The organism is Streptomyces sp. H27-C3, from assembly GCF_030063415.1.
In the GTDB taxonomy this organism is placed as follows: Bacteria; Actinomycetota; Actinomycetes; order Streptomycetales; family Streptomycetaceae; genus Streptomyces.
In genome coordinates this window covers 1-20,393 of record NZ_JASITA010000016.1, presented here as the reverse complement: position 1 = coordinate 20,393, position 20,393 = coordinate 1, and the positions used below count along the sequence as shown (strand labels likewise).

The 20,393-nt window shown below is 69.8% G+C and carries 18 protein-coding genes and 1 pseudogene; 10 read left to right on the top strand and 9 right to left on the bottom strand.

Features of this window, described 5'->3' with window-relative positions:
* The first annotated feature begins 21 nt into the window (after positions 1–21).
* The 3 genes from serS to QMK30_RS17765 all read left to right on the top strand — a co-directional run bounded on the left by serS (position 22) and on the right by QMK30_RS17765 (position 3,086).
* The gene (serS, locus tag QMK30_RS17775; protein WP_283519163.1) at positions 22–1,311 is read left to right on the top strand and encodes a serine--tRNA ligase; all 1,290 of its coding nucleotides are present in this window, start codon (positions 22–24) and stop codon (positions 1,309–1,311) included.
* A complete protein-coding gene (locus QMK30_RS17770) occupies positions 1,308–2,132 on the top strand; it encodes an HAD family hydrolase (RefSeq protein ID WP_283519162.1) in 825 nt (274 codons plus the stop codon). The genes serS and QMK30_RS17770 overlap by 4 nt, the downstream gene beginning before the upstream one ends.
* A 276-nt stretch (positions 2,133–2,408) precedes the next feature.
* Positions 2,409–3,086, top strand: a complete 678-nt coding sequence (locus QMK30_RS17765; protein WP_283519374.1) for a FadR/GntR family transcriptional regulator — start codon at positions 2,409–2,411, stop codon at positions 3,084–3,086.
* A gap of 281 nt (positions 3,087–3,367) precedes the next feature.
* On the opposite strand, the pseudogene QMK30_RS17760 reads toward QMK30_RS17765, so the two are convergent.
* The 5 genes and pseudogenes from QMK30_RS17760 to QMK30_RS17740 all read right to left on the bottom strand — a co-directional run.
* A pseudogene (locus QMK30_RS17760) lies at positions 3,368–3,937 on the bottom strand (hypothetical protein); the annotation flags it as partial.
* Positions 3,938–4,230: 293 nt separating this feature from the next.
* Positions 4,231–4,950 (bottom strand): ABC transporter permease, encoded by a 720-nt coding sequence (locus tag QMK30_RS17755; RefSeq protein ID WP_283519161.1) that lies wholly within the window; start codon positions 4,948–4,950, stop codon positions 4,231–4,233.
* A 15-nt stretch (positions 4,951–4,965) separates the two neighbouring features.
* Positions 4,966–5,877: an ABC transporter ATP-binding protein gene (locus tag QMK30_RS17750; protein WP_283519160.1), complete on the bottom strand. Its 912-nt coding sequence runs from the start codon at positions 5,875–5,877 to the stop codon at positions 4,966–4,968.
* Entirely contained in the window at positions 5,874–6,788 is a 915-nt protein-coding gene (locus tag QMK30_RS17745; RefSeq protein ID WP_283519159.1) for an ABC transporter permease, read from the bottom strand. The genes QMK30_RS17750 and QMK30_RS17745 overlap by 4 nt, the downstream gene beginning before the upstream one ends.
* Positions 6,778–7,848: an ABC transporter ATP-binding protein gene (locus QMK30_RS17740; protein WP_283519157.1), complete on the bottom strand. Its 1,071-nt coding sequence runs from the start codon at positions 7,846–7,848 to the stop codon at positions 6,778–6,780. The genes QMK30_RS17745 and QMK30_RS17740 overlap by 11 nt, the downstream gene beginning before the upstream one ends.
* A 256-nt stretch (positions 7,849–8,104) precedes the next feature.
* Here QMK30_RS17740 and QMK30_RS17735 point away from each other — a divergent pair, with 256 nt between their 5' ends.
* The 5 genes from QMK30_RS17735 (at position 8,105) to QMK30_RS17715 (ending at position 13,442) form a co-directional block, all read left to right on the top strand.
* Positions 8,105–8,962 (top strand): M24 family metallopeptidase, encoded by an 858-nt coding sequence (locus QMK30_RS17735; RefSeq protein ID WP_283519156.1) that lies wholly within the window; start codon positions 8,105–8,107, stop codon positions 8,960–8,962.
* Positions 8,959–10,755 carry an SDR family oxidoreductase gene (locus tag QMK30_RS17730; protein ID WP_283519155.1) on the top strand — a complete coding sequence of 599 codons (1,797 nt, stop codon included), beginning with the start codon at positions 8,959–8,961 and terminating at the stop codon, positions 10,753–10,755. Before QMK30_RS17735 ends, QMK30_RS17730 begins: the two co-directional genes overlap by 4 nt.
* 92 nt (positions 10,756–10,847) lie before the next feature.
* Positions 10,848–11,732 (top strand): metal-dependent hydrolase, encoded by an 885-nt coding sequence (locus QMK30_RS17725; protein ID WP_283519372.1) that lies wholly within the window; start codon positions 10,848–10,850, stop codon positions 11,730–11,732.
* 105 nt (positions 11,733–11,837) lie between these two features.
* Positions 11,838–12,779, top strand: a complete 942-nt coding sequence (locus QMK30_RS17720) for a MerR family transcriptional regulator (RefSeq protein ID WP_283519153.1) — start codon at positions 11,838–11,840, stop codon at positions 12,777–12,779.
* Positions 12,780–12,902: 123 nt separating this feature from the next.
* Positions 12,903–13,442 (top strand): RNA 2'-phosphotransferase, encoded by a 540-nt coding sequence (locus QMK30_RS17715; RefSeq protein ID WP_283519152.1) that lies wholly within the window; start codon positions 12,903–12,905, stop codon positions 13,440–13,442.
* A 112-nt stretch (positions 13,443–13,554) separates the two neighbouring features.
* Here the strand turns inward: QMK30_RS17715 and QMK30_RS17710 are convergent, their stop codons facing one another.
* Positions 13,555–14,337, bottom strand: a complete 783-nt coding sequence (locus QMK30_RS17710) for a maleylpyruvate isomerase N-terminal domain-containing protein (RefSeq protein WP_283519151.1) — start codon at positions 14,335–14,337, stop codon at positions 13,555–13,557.
* Between the two features lie 34 nt (positions 14,338–14,371).
* On the opposite strand from QMK30_RS17710, the gene QMK30_RS17705 reads away from it, so the two are divergent.
* Positions 14,372–14,830, top strand: coding sequence for a hypothetical protein (locus QMK30_RS17705; RefSeq protein ID WP_283519369.1), 459 nt, complete (start codon positions 14,372–14,374; stop codon positions 14,828–14,830).
* Positions 14,831–14,845: 15 nt separating this feature from the next.
* Here QMK30_RS17705 and QMK30_RS17700 read toward each other — a convergent pair whose 3' ends face one another.
* Positions 14,846–15,745: an LLM class flavin-dependent oxidoreductase gene (locus QMK30_RS17700; protein ID WP_283519150.1), complete on the bottom strand. Its 900-nt coding sequence runs from the start codon at positions 15,743–15,745 to the stop codon at positions 14,846–14,848.
* A 348-nt stretch (positions 15,746–16,093) separates the two neighbouring features.
* Between QMK30_RS17700 and QMK30_RS17695 the strand changes: the two genes are divergently transcribed.
* Entirely contained in the window at positions 16,094–16,960 is an 867-nt protein-coding gene (locus tag QMK30_RS17695) for a Cof-type HAD-IIB family hydrolase (RefSeq protein WP_283519149.1), read from the top strand.
* A 186-nt stretch (positions 16,961–17,146) separates the two neighbouring features.
* On the opposite strand, the gene QMK30_RS17690 is transcribed toward QMK30_RS17695, so the two are convergent.
* Together QMK30_RS17690 and QMK30_RS17685 are read right to left on the bottom strand one after the other, a co-directional pair.
* Complete coding sequence (locus tag QMK30_RS17690) at positions 17,147–18,202, bottom strand: M23 family metallopeptidase (RefSeq protein ID WP_283519147.1); 1,056 nt, start codon at positions 18,200–18,202, stop codon at positions 17,147–17,149.
* Positions 18,203–18,372: 170 nt separating this feature from the next.
* Positions 18,373–20,163, bottom strand: a complete 1,791-nt coding sequence (locus tag QMK30_RS17685; protein ID WP_283519145.1) for a GAF domain-containing sensor histidine kinase — start codon at positions 20,161–20,163, stop codon at positions 18,373–18,375.
* Positions 20,164–20,393: the final 230 nt, after the last annotated feature.

Here is a 20,393-nt window from a genome sequence, read left to right as displayed (position 1 = left end):
GGGCGCGGGTAGCCTGGTGGGGTGATTGACCTTCGCCTGCTCCGTGAGGACCCCGACCGTGTGCGCGCCTCCCAGCGTGCCCGTGGAGAGGACGTCGCGCTCGTCGACGCCCTCCTCTCCGCCGATGAGCGGCGCAGGTCGTCCGGCAGCCGCTTCGACGAACTCCGCTCCGAGCAGAAGCAGCTCGGCAAGCTGATCCCCAAGGCCTCCGGCGACGAGAAGGCGGAGCTGCTGAAGAAGGCCGGTCAGCTCTCCGCCGCCGTCAAGCAGGCCGACGCCGATCAGGACGAGGCCGCGGCCGAGGCCAAGAAGCTGCTGCTCCAGCTCGGCAACATCGTGCACACCGACGTCCCGGTGGGCGGCGAAGAGGACTTCGTCGTACGGGAGACCATCGGCGTCCCGCGCGACTTCGCGGCCGAGGGCTTCGAGCCCAAGGACCACTTGGAGCTCGGCGAATCGCTCGGCGCCATCGACGTCGAGCGCGGCGCCAAAGTGTCGGGCTCGCGCTTCTACTACCTGACGGGCATCGGCGCGCTCCTGGAGCTCGCCCTCGTCAACGCCGCGATCGCGCAGGCGACCGAGGCCGGCTTCATCCCCATGCTCACCCCCGCGCTGGTCCGCCCGCGCGCCATGGAGGGCACCGGCTTCCTCGGCCAGGCCGCCGAGAACGTGTACCACCTGGAGAAGGACGACTACTACCTGGTCGGCACCTCCGAGGTCCCGCTCGCGGCGTACCACATGGACGAGATCATCGACGCGGACAAGCTGCCGCTGCGCTACGCGGGCTTCTCGCCCTGCTTCCGCCGCGAGGCCGGTACGTACGGGAAGGACACCCGGGGCATTTTCCGGGTGCACCAGTTCGACAAGGTCGAGATGTTCACGTACATCGACCCGGCGGACGCCGAGGCCGAGCTGGAGCGCCTGCTGGGCTGGGAGAAGCAGTGGCTTTCGTCGCTGGAGCTGCCGTTCCAGGTGATCGACGTGGCCTCCGGCGACCTGGGTTCCTCGGCCTCGCGCAAGTACGACTGCGAGGCGTGGATTCCGACGCAGGGCAAGTACCGCGAGCTGACGTCCGCGTCGAACTGCCTGGAGTTCCAGTCCCGCCGGCTGTCGATCCGGATGCGCGACAACCGCGACGGCAAGAAGGTGCTCCAGCCGCTCGCCACGCTGAACGGCACGCTGTGCGCCGTACCGCGCACGATCGTGGCGATCCTGGAGAACCACCAGCTCGCCGACGGTTCGGTACGAGTGCCTGAAATGCTGCGTCCGTACCTCGGGGGACGAGAGATTCTGGAGCCCATCTCCAAGTGAGCACCGCCCTTCCCCCCTTGCCGTACAAGCTGATCGCGACCGACCTCGACGGGACGCTGCTGCGCTCCGACGACACGGTCTCGGCCCGCACGCGCGATGCGCTCGCCGCCATCACGGCGGCGGGCGCGGCCCACATCATCGTCACCGGGCGCGCGGTCCCGTGGACCCGGCACATCCTCGACGACCTCGGTTACGACGGCCTCGCGGTCTGCGGCCAGGGCGCGCAGGTCTACCACGCGGGTGAGCACCGGCTGCTGACCTCGGTGACGCTGGACCGGCAGCTGGCGGGCCTCGCGCTCTCCAAGATCGAGGCGGAGATCGGCCCGCTGGCGCTGGCCGCGAGCCGTGACGGTCTGGACGGCGCGGTCCTGATCGGCCCCGGCTACCAGGTGCAGGAAGGGCCGCTGCCGTATCTGCCGTACACGGACCCGGCGGACCTCTGGTCGGCTCCACTGAACAAGGTCTACATCCAGCACCCCGGTCTGTCCGACGACGCGCTGGCGAAGGTCGCGCGCGAGACGGTCGGCAGCCTGGTTGACGTCGTGATGGCCGGCGCGGGCGTGGTGGAGATCCTGCCGCTCGGCCTGACCAAGGCGACAGGGCTTTCGCTGGCGGCGCGGCGGCTCGGGCTCAAGGCGTCGGACACGATCGCCTTCGGTGACATGCCCAACGACATCCCGATGTTCGGCTGGGCGGCGCACGGCGTCGCCATGGCCAACGCGCACGAGGAACTGAAGGCCGTGGCGCACGAGGTCACGGCGTCGAACGAGGACGACGGCATCGCGGTGGTCCTGGAGCAGATGCTCGCCGCACGGCACTGAGCCGAGGGGCCCGGCTCTCTCCCCGGGATTCGCTGGGGAGGGGGCGGCCCGCGCGAAGCGGCCGCCCCCTGGGCGGCAAGTGACGGCCGCCCGGCTGGAGCGCGGCGGACCAGGACCTGAAATCCCGCTCGCCGCCACGCTCCGCCCCGGTCTGGGGCAGATCTCTTTCTGGGGCAGATCTCTCGATCTGTCGGTTACGTCACCTACTGTGCCCCTTCCGCACACCCATGCGCCAGCGAATTTCCACAGTTGTAGGATGACTGGGCAACCGGGCGAATAGAGGCGTTGCGTGCGGCGGGACGGCAGTCCCTGGTGGACACCGTGGTGGATCAGCTGCGTGCCCAGCTGACCGAGGGCGAGTGGGCCGTCGGCGACCGGCTGCCCACCGAGCACGAGCTCGCCGCCCAGCTCGGCATCGGGCGCAATACGGTGCGGGAGGCGGTACGCGTGCTGGTGCACGCGGGGCTGCTGGAGTCCCAGCAGGGGAGCGGCACCTTCGTACGCTCCACCGCCGACCCGGCCGCGGTACTGCGCTCCATGCGGCACGCAGGGGCCCTGGACGTACTCGAACTGCGGGTCGCGCTGGAGGCCGAGGCGGCCAGGCTGGCCGCCGCCCGCCGCGACGACGCCGACCTGGAGCGGCTGCGGGCCGCGCTGGACGGGCTGCGCGCGCAGGGGGACCGGGCCGCGGACGCCGACATGGTCCTGCATCTCGCGATCATCGAAGCCACCCACAACGCCGCGTTCACGGAGGTCTACCGCTTCTTCTCCGCCCAGGTGCACGAGTCGCTGGCCGCCTCGCTGGGTGACCACGAGATGCCGCCGATCGACCTGGACGCGCACGCGGCGCTGGTCGACGCCATCGCGGACGGCGACCCGGCGACGGCGGAACGCGCGGCGCGGGCCGTCCTTCAGGTGCCGATCGATGTGGTCAGGGCCCTGCTCGACCGCTGACCCCATCACCTCCCTTTCCTTCTCCCCTGTCTCCTCTGTCTCCTCTGTTAGGTGCTCGCTGTGTCACGCTCGGATTCCGATCAACTCCTCGACGCGGAGGCCGACGTACGGCCCACGCCTCAAGGGGTGGCCGCCCGGCGGGCGTTGCTGGCCCGTCCCGCGGTGCTGCTGATCGGGATCGTGCTGGCCTCGCTCAATATGCGGGCGGCGCTCGCGAGCGTGTCGCCGCTGGTGAGCGAGATCGGCGAGGCGTTCGGACTGTCGTCCACCGGGAGCAGCCTGGTCGCGTCGAGCCGCCGGTCCAGCCGGTCGAGCCGGATGGAGATCCCGTTGATGACGGGCCCCAGCTCCTGGAGCGCGCGGCCCACGGTGTCGAGGTGCGACTCGACCTTGGTGACCCGCCGGTCCAGCGAGGCGTAACCCGCGCGCCAGCCGTTCTCCTCGGCGTCGAGGAGGTACGTACGGACGCGGCGGGCGATGTCGCTGTCGCGAAGGAGCATCGCGATGTTGAGCACTGCCCGGCGGGTGAAGAGGGTCAGTTGGGTGGCCGCCTGTGGATAACTTGTCCCCAGGTCGTCGCTCCATAGGGACACCATGTCCCTATGGAAGATGCGCAGGTCATCGCCTCGCAGAACTTACAACCCGTTCTCGTTGAGTTCGGCCCGATGGCGTTGTACCACCTTCTTGACGACCTCTGTGGATACTTCGAAGTACCGGGCCGCGTCCTCTGTGCAGACATAAATTCCGTCCGGGAGCATGACAAGCGCCTTGACCTTGTCGAGCGCTTCGACCCGACCCACCGATTCGTCGCGCATCGTGCGCGATTCGAGCAGGGTGACTTCCGATGGCATGGGCATGCCTTCTGTTCGCGAAACCGATCATGGTCGGCCCTGTCCCCGGGCTTCAGGGGCGGAGGTCGGCTCACGGTGCTACTCACCCCATGACCGGCCCGGCTTTCGATCCGGTACCGGCAATCCCCAATTTCACGAACGCTACGACGCCACAGATCCCAGTTGCCTCCACGCACCCTGAACAACGAACCGATAAACGTACAGTTACGCGTGAACCCCCATCCATCGGACGGGGGTTCACGACTGCACGGACGTACGCGGTACGCGGTACTCGGAACGCGTACCGCGTACGCCTACTCCTCGCCCGCCAGCTTGAGCGTGCGCAGCTTCTGCCCCGCGTACCAGGTCGCGGCCACCGTGACCACGGCCAGCAGGGTGACGGCCGTCGGCAGGCCGACGTCCGAGGTGATCATGCCGTCCGCGCCGATCCGCTCCGCCAGGGACAGCGACCACTGCTGGACGCTGAGGGTGCGCGCGCCGGGCACCAGGCTGCCGAAGAGCGTCTCCCAGACCAGCGCGTAGACGAGCCCGAGCACCACCGCGTGCCGGGTGACCGTGCCCAGCAGCAGGAACAGCGCGCTGTACGCGATCGAGGCGACCAGCGCCGCGACCGTGTAGGCGATCGCGATCTGTCCGCCGTTGCCGTTGAGGATCAGGCCTGCGATGAAAGTGGGGATCGCGGAGAACGCCATCGTCACGGCGATCGCGACGATCAGCTTGGTGAAGATGATCGTGGACCGCTTCACCGGCTTGGCCAGCAGATAGACGATCGAGCCGTCGTCGATCTCCGGGCCGATCGCGCCGGTGCCCGCGATCACGCCGATCAGCGGGATCATCGTGGCGATCGCGAAACCGCCCAGCACATCGGCGGCGACCTGGTCGTCCGCGCCGGTGAGCAGCCGTACCGCCACCGCGATGAGGATGAGCAGAGCCGGGAGCACAAAGAGGATGGCCGCTCGGCGGCGGCCGAGGAGGGCCCGGTAGGTGAGCCGGGCGACTGTGGGTTCGTACATCGCTGCAAGCTCCTTTCAGGCCGCTACGAGGTAGGAGAAGACCGATTCGAGGGACTCGTCCGAGGGCGAGACCGTCAGCAACCGAATGCCGTGCGCACGCGCGACCTGCGGCAGCAGCTCCGTGAACCGGATGAAGTCGACCGCCTCGATGCGCAGTGCGCGCTCCGTAAGGTCCACTTCGATGCCCGTGGTCGACGGGTCGGCGATCAGTGCGGCGGCGAGCGCTCGGTCGTCGCTGGACCGTACGAGATAGCGGTGCGGGCGGTCCGTCATCAGCCGGCGGATCTTGCGGAAGTCGCCGGACGCGGCATGCCGTCCGGCCACGATCACCTCGATGTGGGAGGCGAGCTGCTCGACCTCCTCCAGGATGTGCGAGGAGAAGAGGACCGTGCGGCCCTCCGCGCCCATCCGCCGCAGCAGCTCCATGAGTTGCATGCGCTGACGCGGGTCCATGCCGTTGAAGGGCTCGTCGAGGAGGAATACGGACGGGTCGTGGACGAGGGCGGACGCCATCTTCACGCGCTGCCGCATGCCCTTGCTGTACGTCGCGATCTTGCGGTCCTGCGCGTACTCCATCTCGACGGTCGCCAGCGCCTTGTACGCGGCGCCCGCTTCGAGGCCGTGCAACTCGGCGTTGGCGACGACGAATTCCTTGCCCGTGAGGAAGTCGTACATCGCTTCCCTCTCGGGCACGATCCCGATCTCCTTGTACACCGACTCGTTGCGCCAGATCGGCTTCCCGTCGAGGGTGACAGTGCCGGTGGACGGCGCGAGGAAACCGGCCATCATGTTGATCAGCGTGGACTTGCCGGCGCCGTTGGGGCCGAGCAGCCCGGTCACGCCGGGGCCCACCTTCATCGTGATGTCGTTGACCGCCACCACATTGCCGAACCAGCGTGAGGTGTTGGTGATGTCGATGGTGCTCACAGCCCGACCTTCCGGTAGCGGCGCATCAGGACGGCGTACGAGCCGAGGATGATGCCGAGGACGACGAGGACGTAGACCACTCCGCTGCCGGCCGACGGGCCTTCCCCGCCGGGGAAGGCGGAAGCCGCGCCGAGGAAGGCGGTCTGTACGCCGTCGATGAGGGTGACGGGCGAGAACAGGCCGAGCCATTCGACCGCCCCGGCCGCGCCCTGGTTCCAGGCGATGGCCTGGACGGTGGACACCGCTCCGTAGGAGATCGTCAGTACGGCGATGACGGCTGCGACACCGAAACCGCGGCGCGGGGTCAGCGCGGCCATCACCAGGCCTAGGCCACCGAAGAGCAGCGAGAGCAGCGCCACGGAGACGAGCCCCTGTGCGAAGCCCTTCGTCTGGTCGGCGAAGTCGAACTTGGCGAGCAGGGCGCCCGCGTAGAGGATCACCAGCGGCAGCGCGGTCAGGATGAACAGGGCCGAGGCCATCGCGGCGTACTTGGCGAGGACGTAGTCGATGCGCTCGATGGGCCGCGAGAAGTACAGCGGGACCGTCTTGAAGCGCAGGTCCCTGGAGACCGACTGCGGGGCCTGGGAGGCGAGATAGAGACCGATGACGGCCTGCATGACGATCGCGAACCGGGTGTACTTCAGCAGCAGGTCCGTCATGTTCGGTGTGGCGACGGCGACCGCGACGATGATCGCCGCGACCAAGCACATCACGCCGACCAGGATCATCGGCAGGACCTTGGACTTGGCGCTGCGGCCCAGTCCGTAGGCGCCGCGCAGGGACTGCGAGAAGAGCGAGCGGCGCGCGTAGGCACGGCCCAGGCGCGGTCCGTCGTACGACCGGTAGCCGATGTTGTGGATACGGGTGGGGTCTGCGCTCGGGGTGAGCGGTGTGGCGGCCTCAGATGCCATCGCGGCCGTCTCCCTTCGGGTCGGCGGCGGCTGTGGCGCCGGCGGGGACAGCGGAGGCGGTCGCCGCGACCAGTGGCGCGGCCGTCTCCTGCCGGTGGTCCGCGCGGAACACCTCGGCGATGTGGTGGCGGCGCTGTTCCATCCGTACGAGCCCGAGGCCGAGCTCGGCCACGGCGTCCCGCACCAGGTCGTACGTCTCCTCGCCGACGGCCTCGACGAGCAGGATGTGACCCGCACCGGGCAGACCTTCCTCCACGCCCGCGTGGAGCGTCGCTCCGGCGGCGGCGAGCTTATCGCGCAGGGCGCGGGTGCCGTCGGGGTGCGTGTCGGTGTCCGTCACCTCGACGGCCAGGGTGGCCATGGTCTGGGTGAAGTCGCTGGTGGAGCTGGAGCGCAGCAGCTTTCCGCCGTCGATGACGACGACGTGGTCGCAGGTGCGCTCAAGCTCTCCGAGCAGGTGCGAGGTGACCAGCACCGAGATGCCGAAGTCGGTGTAGATGCGGCGGATGAGGCCGAGCATCTCGTCGCGGCCCACCGGGTCCAGGCCGTTGGTCGGCTCGTCGAGGAGGACCAGCTTCGGGTCGTGGACGAGCGCCTGGGCCAGCTTCACCCGCTGTTTCATGCCGGTCGAGTAGCCGCCGATGGGCCGGTAGCGCTCCTCGTACAGACCGACGTGGCGCAGGGTGTCGGCGGTGCGCTCGCGGGCCGCGGTGGGCGGCAGGCCCGACATGCGCGCCAGGTGTACGACGAACTCGGTCGCCGAGACGTCCGGCGGCAGGGCGTCGTGCTCGGGCATGTAGCCGACGCGCTCACGGATGGCGCCACCGCCGGTGGCGACATCGATGCCGAGCACCGCGGCCCGGCCTTCGGTGGCGGGGGACAGACCCAGCAGGATTTTGATCAGGGTGGACTTGCCGGCTCCGTTGGCACCCACCAACCCGGTCACACCGGGTCCGATGTCCAAGGAGAGCTCTTCAAGTGCGGTCACCCTGGGGAACCGCTTGCTCAGGCTTTCGGTCGCGATCACAGTCACGTTTTCGAAGGTAGTGGCGCGCACCACATCACGCGTCAGACCTGACGGCTGCTTCCGTGTCCGACTCCAGGCGTACGGACCCGTAGGGGGGCGGTACCCAAGGTGGGGGGCGGGGGCGGGGCTGGGGCTGGGCGTGCGGGGGCTGGGCGTGGGGCTGGCCGGGTTTTCCACAGGAGCGGAGTTCTCCACAGGTTTCGCGCAGCTCTTGACGCAGCCGCCGAGCATTGTCACATTCATCAGTGTCAAGTTCAGGACGCGTACCGCACAGGGACGGACAGGTGGCATGACCTCAGCAGTGCGGAGCGAGCAGCGGGAGCGGACCGCGGAGCTGCGTGGGTTCAGGGAGGTGCAGCGCCTCGCCTACGAATGCGCCGAAGCCGTCGCGGCCCAGCTCAAGCCGGGGGTCACCGAGCGCGATGCGGCCCGGATGCAGCGGGACTGGCTGCACGGGCGGGGTGTGCGCGACTGGTTCCATCTGCCGTTCGCCTGGTTCGGGGACCGCACGGCCTTCGCGAACTTCAAGGTGCCGCTGCAGTTCTTCCCGACGAACCGGCGGCTGGAGCCGGGGATGCCCTTCATCCTCGACATGGCCCCGGTCTACAAGGGCTGCACCGCGGACATCGGGTACTCGGGGTGTCTCGGCCTCAACCCCGTGCACAACAAGCTCCTTTCCGATCTTGAGGCGCACCGCGAGCTGCTGCTGCGCGAGGTGCGCGAGCGGCGGCCGCTGCGCGAGATCTACGAGGACGTCGAGCGGCTCATGGTCCGCCAGGGGTACGCCAACCGGCACCGCGCGTATCCCTTCGGCGTCATCGCCCACAAGATCGACCGGGTCAAGGAGCGCCGCTGGTCACCGCATGTCTTCGGGTTCGGCACGCAGGCGCTGAAGGGCCTCGCCGGTGACGCGCTGCACGGCCACCGCGAGGGCTGGTCGCCGCTGTGGAGCCCGTACAAATTCTCCGACCACCCGCCGCAGCCGGGCCTGTGGGCGGTCGAACCGCACCTCGGATTCAGAGGTACGGGCGCGAAGTTCGAGGAGATCCTGGTGGTCACCGACTCGCAGGATCCGGAGCAGAGCGCTTTCTGGCTGGACGACGATCTGCCGCATGTGCGGCGCTGGGCGGAGGAGAAGACCTCGTGAACGGCTTGGACAGGTCCAAGGACAAGGGCCTTGCGGGGGCGCGCGAGCGCTGGGTGCGCACCGGTGGGGTCGAGTTGTGCGTCGCCGAGCTGGGCGACGCCACGCAGCCGACGGTGGTGCTGGTGCACGGCTATCCGGACAGCAAGGAGGTGTGGACGGAGGTCGCCTCCCGGCTCGCCGAGCGGTGGCACGTCGTGCTGTACGACGTACGCGGGCACGGCAGGTCGACGGCGCCCACACCGCTGCGCGGCGGCTTCACCCTGGAGAAGCTGACGGACGACTTCCTGGCGGTCGCGGAGGCGGTGAGCCCCGACCGGCCGGTGCATCTGGTCGGGCACGACTGGGGATCCGTGCAGTCCTGGGAGTTCACCACCGTCAAGCGCACCGAGGGGCGGATAGCCTCCTTCACCTCGATGTCCGGCCCGTCCCTGGACCACTTCGGTCACTGGATCAAGAAGCGCGTGGCAAGGCCGACGCCGCGCAGGGCGGCCCAACTGCTCTCCCAGGGCGCCAAGTCCTGGTACGTGTACATGCTGCACACGCCCGTGCTGCCGGAGCTGGCCTGGCGCGGGCCGCTCGGCAAGCAGTGGCCGAAGATCCTCCAGCGTCTTGAGAAGGTGCCCGCGGGTGACTACCCCACCGCGTCGCTGCCGCAGGACGCAGCTCACGGCGCCTGGCTGTACAGGGACAACATCCGGGCCAGGCTGCGCAGGCCGCGCCCCGACGCGTACGCCCACGCACCCGTCCAGCTGATCACGCCCACCGGTGACATCTTCCTGTCCGAGCGGCTCTACGACGAGCTGGAGGTGTGGGCACCCGACCTGGTGCGGCGCAGCCTGCCCGGCAAGCACTGGGTGCCGCGCACCCGGCCCGATCAACTGGCTTCCTGGATCAGTGAGTTCGTAGCCGCCAACGTGGACAGCGCGGCCGGGGTGGCCGCCACCGGCGTGGTGGCGCGCGGCCGGTACGCCGACCGTTTCGGCGGGCAGCTCGTGCTGGTGACGGGCGCGGCCAGCGGCATAGGGCGGGCCACCGCCTTCGCGTTCGCCGAGGCCGGCGCGCGAATCATCGCGGTCGACCTGGACGCCGAGGGGGCCACCAGGACGGCGGAGATGTCCCGGCTGATCGGTGCGCCGCAGGCGTGGGGCGAGACGGTGGACGTCAGTGACGAACAGGCCATGGAAAAGCTCGCCGAGAAGGTCGCCACCGAGTACGGCGTCGTCGACGTCCTCGTGAACAACGCCGGGATAGGCCTCTCCGGCTCCTTCCTGGAGACCACCGCCGAGGACTGGAAGAAGGTCCTCGATGTGAATCTGTGGGGCGTCATCCACGGCTGTCGGCTCTTCGGAAAGCAGATGGCAGAGCGCGGCCAGGGCGGGCACATCGTCAACACCGCCTCCGCGGCGGCGTACCAGCCGTCGAAGGCCCTGCCCGCGTACAGCACGTCGAAGGCGGCGGTGCTGATGCTGAGCGAGTGTCTGCGGGCGGAGCTGGCGGGTCAGGACATCGGGGTCAGCGCGATATGCCCCGGCTTCGTCAACACCAACATCACCTCGACCTCCCGGTTCGCCGGAGTCTCCGCGGACGAGGAGAAGCGCAAGCAGAAGCGGGCATCACGGCTGTACGGGCTGCGCAACTACCCGCCGGAGAAGGTCGCGGACGCGGTACTCAAGGCCGTCGTACGCAATCAGGCGGTCGTCCCTGTGACGCCGGAGGCACGCGGCGCGCACCTCATGTCACGCTTCGCGCCGAGGGCGCTGCGCGCGATCGCCCGGATGGAGCCGCCGCTGTGAGCGCCGGGGAGTACGAAGCGCGCGAAGGGTACGGGGGGTTCGAGGAGCCCGGGGGCCGTGAGCGGGGCAAGGGCGGCGCGGGGCGTTACGCGATTGCGCCGCGCCGGGTCTCGTTCGACTGGCGCGAGACCCCGCTGCACTGGATTCCGGACGAGCCGACCGCCACCCATGTCATCAATGTGCTCCACCTGCTGCTGCCGGCGGGCGAGCGGTGGTTCGTCAAGGTGTTCAAGGAGGCGCTGCCGCTGGTGCGCGACCCCGAGCTGCTGCGGGACGTCAAGGGGTTCATGGGGCAGGAGGCGACGCACAGTGTGCAGCACTCGTATGTGCTGAACCACCTGGCCGAGCAGAACCTGGACACCGAGCCGTATACCAGGCACGTGGACTTCCTCTTCGAGAAACTCCTCCGTGAGGCGCCGCCGTTCGGCGCGCCGATCCCCACCCAGGAGTGGCTGCGCTTCCGGCTGTCGCTGGTCGCCGCGATCGAGCAGTTCACGGCGGTGCTCGGGGACTGGGTACTGCGGGCGGAGGCCCTGGACCTCGCCGACCCGGACGCGGTGATGCTCGATCTGCTGCGCTGGCACGGCGCCGAGGAGGTCGAACACCGCGCGGTGGCCTTCGACATGTATCAGCACTGCTCGGGTTCCGGGCTGCCCCGATACGTCCGACGCGTCGAGGGCATGGTGGTGGTCGCGCCGGTCCTGCTGTGGCTGTGGGCGTGGGGCGCCTCGTATCTGATGCGGCACGACCCCCAGCTCACAGGCCGGCAGCGCTACTCGCTGCGCGAGCACAACAAGGCGGTCGCCAAGGGGCTGCTGCCCACGTGGCGCGAGCTGGGCGCCGCGATACCGCGTTACTTCCGGCGGTCGTACCATCCCTCGCAGGAAGGTTCGCTGCGCAAGGCCGTCGAATACCTCGCGACCTCGCCCGCGGCCCGCACCGCGGCGGGCGCGGTGGGCCGGGCGGCGTTGTCCTAGCCACCGGAGCCGTGGTCACCGGGGCCATGGCCGACGCCGACAGAGCCGTGGCCGTGGCCGTGGCCGCCGAGCGGCTTGTCGAAGACCCCGACGGTAGGAGTACGCGTGTCAGGGCAGTCAGCAGCCGAGTACCGGATCGAGGACCTCGCGCACCTCAGCGGCGCCACGGTGCGTACGATCCGCGCCTATCAGGACCGTGCACTGCTGCCCAAGCCGGAGCGGAGGGGCCGGTCCAATGTGTACGGGGACACGCATCTGGCCCGCCTCCACCGCATCGCCGACCTCCTCGAACGCGGTTACACCCTGGCCAGCATCAAGGAGCTGCTGGAGGCCTGGGACGCGGGCCGGGGGCTGGGCGGGGTGCTGGGGCTCGTCGCCGAGGTCAACGGTCCGTGGACGGACGAGAAGGCGGACCGGATCTCGCGCGTCGAGCTGGACGAGCGGTTCGGCGGAGTGCCCGACGACCAGGCGGTGGACGAGGCGGTCGAGCTGGGTGTGCTTGAGCGGATCCCCGGCCGCGCGGACGAATTCCTCGTGCCGTCCCCGCAGGAACTGTCAGTGGCAGCCGAGTTGCACGCGGCGGGCGTCCCACTCCAGGCAATATCCGCTCACCTGAGGGAACTTCGCGGCCAAGTGGAGCACATCGCCACGCGTTTCCTGGAGTTCACGACGGAGCACGTCTTCGTCCGCTACCTCGGCCATACGCCGCCCACCGACGCGGATGCTGAGGAAGCGGCGGCGCTGGTGCGGCGGCTCCGGCCACTCGCGCAGCAGACAGTCGACGCCGAACTGGCCCGCGCGATGCAGACGTTCGCCACCCGTCACCTGCGACAGCACCTCGGTGAGACCCTCGCGCCCTTCGTCGATCCTGAGCCTGCGTCCGTGACATTGCCACCGGACACAATGAGTGCCGTCCAGAAGCTGGTTGGCTCCGGCAATGCCGCTGCCTTCATCGCCGCAGCAACCGAACGAGAGCTACAGGCAAGGACATTGGATACACTTGCCTCAAATGCTGCGATTACTAGGCAAGTTGACCAAATCCCTTGAAATCACTAGGGAGTTGTCCACAGAATCGCCAAATCCCTTGTGGAAAACCTGACTTGGCTGTGGATCAAACCTGCGCAATGAATTCCAGTGGCGTGACGCTCGCCTCACGGGCACTCTGACGAGATGAACGAAAGACGCACCACGAAGGTGTCGAAATATCTCTCGAAGCACCTGCGGCACCAGCCCGGCCGCATCGGGATCTCACCTGACGCGAACGGCTGGGTGGAAATCGACGCCCTGATCCTGGCAGCGACAGAACACGGCTTTCGGTTCACCCGAGAGGAGCTGGATCTTGTCGTCGCCTCCAATGACAAGCAGCGCTTCGCGATCGAGGGTGCCCGCATTCGCGCGAGCCAGGGCCACACCATCGAGGTCGACCTCGGACTCCCGGAGGCCGAGCCGCCCGCGTACCTCTACCACGGCACTGTCGCCGCCAGCCTCGAAGCCATCCGCGCCGAGGGGCTGCGCGCGATGGCCCGGCACCACGTCCACCTCTCGCCCGACCGGGAAACGGCAACCAGGGTGGGTGCCCGGCGCGGACGCCCGATCGTCATCAGCGTGGACGCCGATTCCATGCATCGCGCCGGGCACGCCTTCCGGGTCAGCGCCAACGGGGTGTGGCTCACCGGGTCCGTACCGCCGGAGTATCTGCGCCTCCCCTGATGATCGGGCCTCCTGCCCGGTCGGCTGTTTCACGTGAAACACGTAGGGGCTCAGCGGTGGATGCGGCCTCTCCCCGTCCCGTGTAGGCCTTCTCCGTCCCGTGTCGGCCAGTTCAGCCCAGTGTCAGCCAGTGCAGCCCGTGCCCTTCCGCGGCCATGCGTTCTGCCGTGGTCATCGGGAGCCGCCCGGTCGCCTTGCGCAGAAACGCCGTGCGGTCCCAGCCGAATCCGGCCGCGGGCCCCGCGTATCCCCCGCCGGCGTCGTGGCCCGTCTCGTACGGGCGCCCGCCCAGCAGCAGTCGCGCCACCACCTCCGCGGCCTCCTCGGTCGGCCACGGCTCATGACCGAGCCCCGCCGCGACATCAAAGCCGTGCACGCACACCTCGACGACCCGGGTGACGAGGAATTCGCTCAGCAGCATCGGGTCGCCGTGCCGGGTCCGGATCCGCCGCTCCGGCGGCTCCTTCGCGCAGGTGGCGGCGACCGAGCGCCAGACGGAGTCGAAGTGTTCGGCGAGGGACCGGCCGTCGGCGTACGCGACGGCGGATTCCTGGGCCGCATCGACCCTCGCGCCATTGGACATCGACGAGAAGCGCTCGTTCGGTGCGTAATACCCGGCAGCGGTCACCAGCATCTCCGAGGCCTCCGGCTCCGCTTCTGGTTCCCCTTCTGGCCCCGGCCCTGGTTCCGACTCCGACTCCGACTCCGACTCCGACTCCGCCAGCATGCTGTCGACCCGGCCCACAGCGGTCGTCAGATGCGCGAACACCTCGCGCACGGTCCAGGGCGCACAAGGGCTCGGACGGTCCCACTCCCCTTCAGGAAGGCCGGCCACCTTCTCGTACAAACGTTTCGATTCCGCCCTGAGGGCTACCAGTACTGCTTCCCCGTCCATGGAACAAGCCTATGGATCGGACATGATCGTCGACATGGAGCACCCGCACTTTTCCAGCACCGAAGCCGTGGTCACCGCGCTGCGCGCGGTCGCCCGCGACCACGAACGCGAGATGACCGTCACGGACGACATCGGCGCCGACCAGGTCTCGCGCCGCACCTCGGCCGGTGCCTTCAGCGTGGTCGACCCCGACGGCTCGCTCCCGCACGAGGCATTCGTCGAGCTGGGTGGCTCGCCGACCGTCACCGTCCGCGTCTTCCCGGAGGACGACGCGACGATCACGGTCGACGGCGTGGAGTTCGCGGATGTGCCGCGCGCCGCGGCGCCCGCTTTCCCGCGGTCCGTGTACGGCGGGCTCGCGCACCTGAAGGGGAAGTTCTTCCCGCCGGGCTGGTGGCTGATCGTGTCGCTGCCCGGCGACGAGACGTACAAGGAGCTCGTCGTGGGCGGCACGCTCAGCCCCTGGCTCAGCCGGATGGCCAAGACGCCGTAGCGGGTGTCGCTCGGATCAGGCAGCGAGCTGGGCGAGCGCTTCGGTGGCGATCTTCTCGAAGACCTTCACGTCCGCCGCGAAGTCCGAATCGGGGATCGGGGCGTGGAGCACGATCTCGGTGAAGCCGAGCGCGAAGTGCTTGCCCGCGAAGTCGACGAAGGCGTCGAGGGACTCCAGCGGACCGCTCCGCTCCGGGGTGAAGCCGGTGAGCAGGACCTTGTCGATCTCGTGCACATCACGGTCGATCTCGGCACAGGCGGCGCCCAGCTTCGCGATCTGACCGCTGAGGGCTTCATGCGACTGGGCGGGTGTGCCCGACTCGAAAAGCTTTGGGTCACCGGTCGTCACCCACGCCTGACCGTGCCGGGCGGCGAGCTTCAGCCCGCGCGGCCCGGTGGCGGCGACGGCGAAGGGGAGCCGGGGCCGCTGCACACAGCCGGGGATGTTGCGGGCCTCGACGGCGGAGTAGTGGGTGCCCTCGTGAGTGACGGCGGGCTCGCTGAGCAGCCGGTCAAGGAGCGGTACGAACTCGCCGAAGCGGTCGGCCCGCTCCCGCGGGGTCCAGGGCTCCTGGCCGAGCGCGGTCGCGTCGAAGCCGTTGCCGCCGGCACCGATACCGAGCGTGACCCGCCCGCCGGACACGTCGTCCAGCGTGATCAGGTCCTTGGCGAGAGTCACCGGGTGCCGGAAGTTCGGCGAGGTGACGAGGGTGCCGAGGCGCATCCGCGTGGTGGCGGCGGCCGCTGCGGTGAGGGTCGGCACGGCGCCGAACCACGGGCCCTCACGGAAAGTCCGCCAGGACAGGTGGTCGTAGGTGTACGCGGTGTGGAAACCGAGCTGCTCGGCTCGCTGCCATGCGTCACGGCCGCCGTCCGACCAGCGGTAAATGGGAAGGATCACGGTGCTCAAGCGCATGCTCCGACCCTACGTGGCCCCGGCCCCGCACGGCGGCCCAGGATGGCGGCGCAGGCCCGGCGCCACCGTGAGCCGGCAAGCCCGCAGGACACGGCGTACGAAGCGGGCGCGACCAAAAGTCGGCCTGCCCCCGAGAAGCCGGCTTGAGCCCCGAACGCGGCGTGGCGCCCAAAGCCGGCGCGGCTCGCGGGGGCGACACGAGCGACGGACGCCCGGCGCAGAGGGCTCCAACGTCGGCTCGCGGGACCGGCAATCCCGCAGATCTCAGGGGTGTGGCTCCCCTCTCAGATGTGCACCCCTTCGCACGCCCGTGCACCTACCCGCGTGTTCATACGCGAAGATGCACCTGTGACCTCAGCTACCGACCCCCACCCCGCCCGCCCGGCCCCGGCCACCGTCCTGCCGCGGCTGATCGCCACCGACCTCGACGGCACCTTGCTGCGCGACGACAAGTCCGTCTCGGACCGTACGATCGCCGCGCTCGCCGCCGCCGAGGAGGCCGGCATCGAGGTCTTCTTCGTCACCGGCCGCCCGGCCCGCTGGATGGACGTCGTCAGCGACCACGTCCACGGCCACGGGCTGGCGATCTGCGCCAACGGTGCCGCCGTCGTCGATCTGCACGCCGACGGCAAACTGATCGAGGTCCGCCCGCTGCCCCGCGGCACCGCGCTCGCCGTTGTGGAGGCCCTGCGCGCCGCCGCCCCCGGCACCTCCTTCGCGGTCGAGCTGACCACCGGCATCCACTACGAGCCGGAGTACCCGCCTTTCCATCTCGACCCGGGCGCGACCGTAGCCACCGCCGAGAAGCTGCTCCAGGAGCCGACCCCGGGTGCGGGGGCTCCGGTCATCAAGCTGCTCGCCCACCACACCGAGCTGTCCCCCGACGCGTTTCTCGCCCTGGCCCGTGCGACCGCCGGGGAGCGTGCGTCGATCACCCGGTCGAGCCCGACCGCCCTGCTGGAGATCAGCGGCCCCGGCGTCTCCAAGGCGAGCACCCTCGCGCAGTGCTGTGCGGAGCGCGGCATCTCGCCCGCGGAGGTCGTGGCCTTCGGCGACATGCCCAATGACGTCGAGATGCTGAGCTGGGCCGGCACGTCGTACGCGATGGGCAACGCCCATCCGGACGTTATCGCCGCGGCGTCCGGACGTACCGTCGCGAACAACGAGGATGGCGTCGCGGTCGTCATCGAGCGGATCCTGACCGGCGGCCTGTAGTCCCGGGCGGCGCCGGACCCCGACGGATGGCCTCGGCGAGCCGTATGGTGCCCGGCAGTGACGGATGGCTTCGGCCGTCCGTACGGTGCACGGCAGTTACAGATGGCCTAGGCCATCCCTACGGCCCCGGGCCTGCCCCCCTCCGCGCACGGGCCGGACAGGGGCCGACGCGCGGACAGGGGACGTTCAGAGCTTCACCCCGTGCTCGCGCAGCCAGCGGGCCGGGTCGACGCCCGATCCCAGGTACGGGGTGAGCCGCACCTCGAAGTGCAGGTGCGGCCCGGACGAGTTGCCCGTGGTGCCGGCCTGCCCGAGCCACTGTCCCGCCCGTACCTTCTCGCCCTGGTCAATGGTGACCCCGGCGAGGTGCGCGTACTGCGAGTAGTAGCCGCCCGGGTGCCCGACCACCACCTCGATGCCGAAGCCACCGCCGCAGGAGACCGAGACGACCCGTCCGGCGCCGACGGAGCGCACCGGTGTGCCGATGTCCACGGCGAAGTCCTGCCCGGTGTGCCGGTTGCTCCAGCGCGCGCCCGAGCCGCCGAACCCGGCGGACAGCTCGTACGTCTCGACCGGCGCCACCCACGCGCGCGTGGCGGGCCGCTCCCGCTGCTCCAGCCGTACGGCGCCCGCGCAGCGCCCCGCGGCGACGCTGCGGTCCGCGTCGCTCTGCAACTTCCACCTGGCGTCCTCGAGCTTCGTCTGGATGCCCCGCTTGATCCCTGCCAGCCGTTCGGTCCGGCCGGTGAGATCCCGCCACACGGCGGACGCCACTCTCTCGTCCGTGGCGAGTTTGCGCTCCGCCCGCTCGGCGCGCTCCAGCATGCGCGAGACCGCCAGATCGGCCTGCCAGGCGAGCCGCTGACCGTTCATCAATTCCTCCGGGTCGTCGGCGAGCAGCAGCTGCGCGGTGTACTCGATGCCTCCGCCGCCGACGCGGTACTGGGCGCGGGCGACCCGGCCGAGATTCGCATGCAGCGCCTTGATACCGCGCCGTTCCGCGGTGAGCAGCCGCTCCAGACGGTCCGCCCTGGCCCGCTGGACCCGCGCCGCGCGCCTGCCGTGCTCGTACGTCTGGGTGGCCAGCGCCGCCTCCTCGTAAAGCCGCGCCACCTCGGCCCCGATGGTGGGCCCGTCGGAAGGGGTGACGCGCTCAGCGGCCCGTGCCGGTGCGGATGCGACGAGGCACAGGAGCAGGCACAGCACCGGGACGAGGGGCCGATGACACAGTCCTGGGCGCATCCACGGATCGTGGACCTGTCGCGGCACGAATGCGCGCATAGGGGGCGCGCCACCGGGGTGTCGTCCCGCCATCCGGCCTACAACGGGCGTCCAGGCCGGACAGCCACGCACCCCGGGGCCCGCTCTCCACAGGGGCGCTTCTCACGCCCCTGTGACCCCCGGGGCGCTCCCTACAGCGGCGCTTCCCACACCACTGTGGTCCCCGAGCCGTCCTCACCGATCCCGGGCTCGCACCCGCTCGACCCGCCCAGCGACTCCGCCCGCCGTTTGAGGTTGCGCAGTCCGCTGCGCCGGCCGCCCTCCGGGATGCCCACCCCGTCGTCCGCGACCGAAAGACGCACCCCGGCGGTCCCGTCCGGCATCGTCACCGTGGCGTCGACGACGACTTCGATCCGGGCCGCCCCCGCGTGCCGGAACGCGTTGGACAGTGCCTCGCGCAGGGCCGCGATCAGGTTCTTGCCGGTGAGTTCGCCGACGAGCGCGTCGACCGCTCCGACGAAACGGTGCGCGGGCTTGAAGCCCAGCGGCACAGCGGCCATGTTGATCTCCCGCAGCACGCGCGTGCGCAGCCCCGAAGGGGCCTCGGCCGGGCCCTGTTGGAGCGCGAAGATGGCCGTACGGATCTCCTGGATCGTCACATCCAGCTCGTCCACGGCCCTGCCCACGCCCGTCTGCACCTCGGGCACGGCCGAGGTGCGCTGGGCGCTCTCCAGCATCATCCCGGTGGCGAACAGCCGCTGGATGACCAGGTCGTGGAGGTCGCGGGCGATCCGGTCGCGGTCCTCGTACACCGCGAGCCGTTCCCGGTCCCGCTGCGCCTCCGCCATCATCAGCGCGAGTGCGGCCTGCGAGGCGAACTGGGTGGCCAGCGTCCGCTCCGCGTCAGTGAACTGCTTCCCGCCACGCGCGCGTGGCGTGGCGAGCGCGCCGAGCACCCGCCCCCCGCTGTGTAGCGGCAGCATCATGCTCGGGCCGTATCGGGACGTCAACTTGCTGATCATGCGCGGGTCGTTCGCCGCGTCGTTGACGAACACCGCCTCGCCATCGAGGAGTTTCGCGATGACCGGGCTCTCCGGCGGGATGATCACTCCCAGCGACCGGGACGGATCGTCGGCAGAGACCGCGACGATCTCCAGGCCGCCCTCGCCGACGGGCAGCAGCACCATTCCGGCTGCCGACGCGGCCAGATGGCGGGCCTGTTCCGCGACGACCGTCAGTGCGTCGTCGGCGTTGCCGCCCGACAGCAGGGCAGTGGTGACGGCGACCGAGCCGTCGATCCAGCGCTCGCGCTGGCGCGCCGCCTCGTACAGCCGGGCATTGCCGATGGCGATCCCGGCCTCGGTGGCGAGCACCCGGACCATGTGCAGGTCATAGTCGTTGAACTCTGCCCCGCCGGCCTTCTCGGCCAGATAGAGATTGCCGAAGATCTCGCCCTGTACACGAATGGGCACACCCAGAAAGGTCCGCATCGGGGGGTGGTGGGCGGGAAATCCGGCGAAGCGCGGGTCGGCCGTCAGGTCGGCGAGCCGCACCGGCTCGGGGTGCCTGATCAGTGCGCCGATGAGCCCCTTGCGGCCGTCCGGCAGTCGGCCGATACGGGCGGCCGACTCCTCGGTGACTCCGTGGGTGACGAAGTCGGACAGGCCGTCGCCCTCCTCGTCGACGACTCCGATCGCCGCGTAGCGCGCGTCGGCGAGCTCCGCAGCGGTCTCGCAGATCCGGTCGAGGGTGGAGTGCAGCTCCAGGCCCGTGCCGACGGATCGCATGGCCTCAAGAAGCTGCGGGACACGGGCGGTGAGCTCGGTGGAGAGGCCCTGCGGGCTGCGGGCCGCCTGTGACGCGGCTTCGAGCTCGTCCTCGGTGTCCTTGGCGTCCCAGATGTCCTTACTGTCCTCGCTGTACCTGGAATCGCTCGGGTCGCTCTGGTCGCTCGGGGCGGGCGGCACGTCCGGCACTGACATGCGCTTGAGACTAGTTAGTCCTATTTCAAGAGGAAAGTCGGCTGTCGAGTGGTTCAGCCCCCCGTACGTGCGGTTCGGCCTTTTGCGCGCACAGCTCGGCCCGTGGTTACGACCTCACCCGCGATTGACAGTGGGAGAAGGAGCGACGTCTGGGGCCTTCGAATCCAAGGCGGAGGAGGGAGTGATGGCGGAGCCATCGCGACTGACGACAACGCCGGAGGCGGAGGTCC

Coding starts and splice junctions, on each gene's coding strand:
- QMK30_RS17755 (WP_283519161.1), bottom strand. CDS start 4,950: ATGTACGAACCCACAGTCGCCCGGCTCACCTACCGGGCCCTCCTCGGC.
- QMK30_RS17745 (WP_283519159.1), bottom strand. CDS start 6,788: ATGGCATCTGAGGCCGCCACACCGCTCACCCCGAGCGCAGACCCCACC.
- QMK30_RS17735 (WP_283519156.1), top strand. CDS start 8,105: ATGACCTCAGCAGTGCGGAGCGAGCAGCGGGAGCGGACCGCGGAGCTG.
- QMK30_RS17715 (WP_283519152.1), top strand. CDS start 12,903: ATGAACGAAAGACGCACCACGAAGGTGTCGAAATATCTCTCGAAGCAC.
- QMK30_RS17710 (WP_283519151.1), bottom strand. CDS start 14,337: ATGGACGGGGAAGCAGTACTGGTAGCCCTCAGGGCGGAATCGAAACGT.
- QMK30_RS17705 (WP_283519369.1), top strand. CDS start 14,372: ATGGAGCACCCGCACTTTTCCAGCACCGAAGCCGTGGTCACCGCGCTG.
- QMK30_RS17700 (WP_283519150.1), bottom strand. CDS start 15,745: ATGCGCTTGAGCACCGTGATCCTTCCCATTTACCGCTGGTCGGACGGC.
- QMK30_RS17690 (WP_283519147.1), bottom strand. CDS start 18,202: ATGCGCCCAGGACTGTGTCATCGGCCCCTCGTCCCGGTGCTGTGCCTG.
- QMK30_RS17685 (WP_283519145.1), bottom strand. CDS start 20,163: ATGTCAGTGCCGGACGTGCCGCCCGCCCCGAGCGACCAGAGCGACCCG.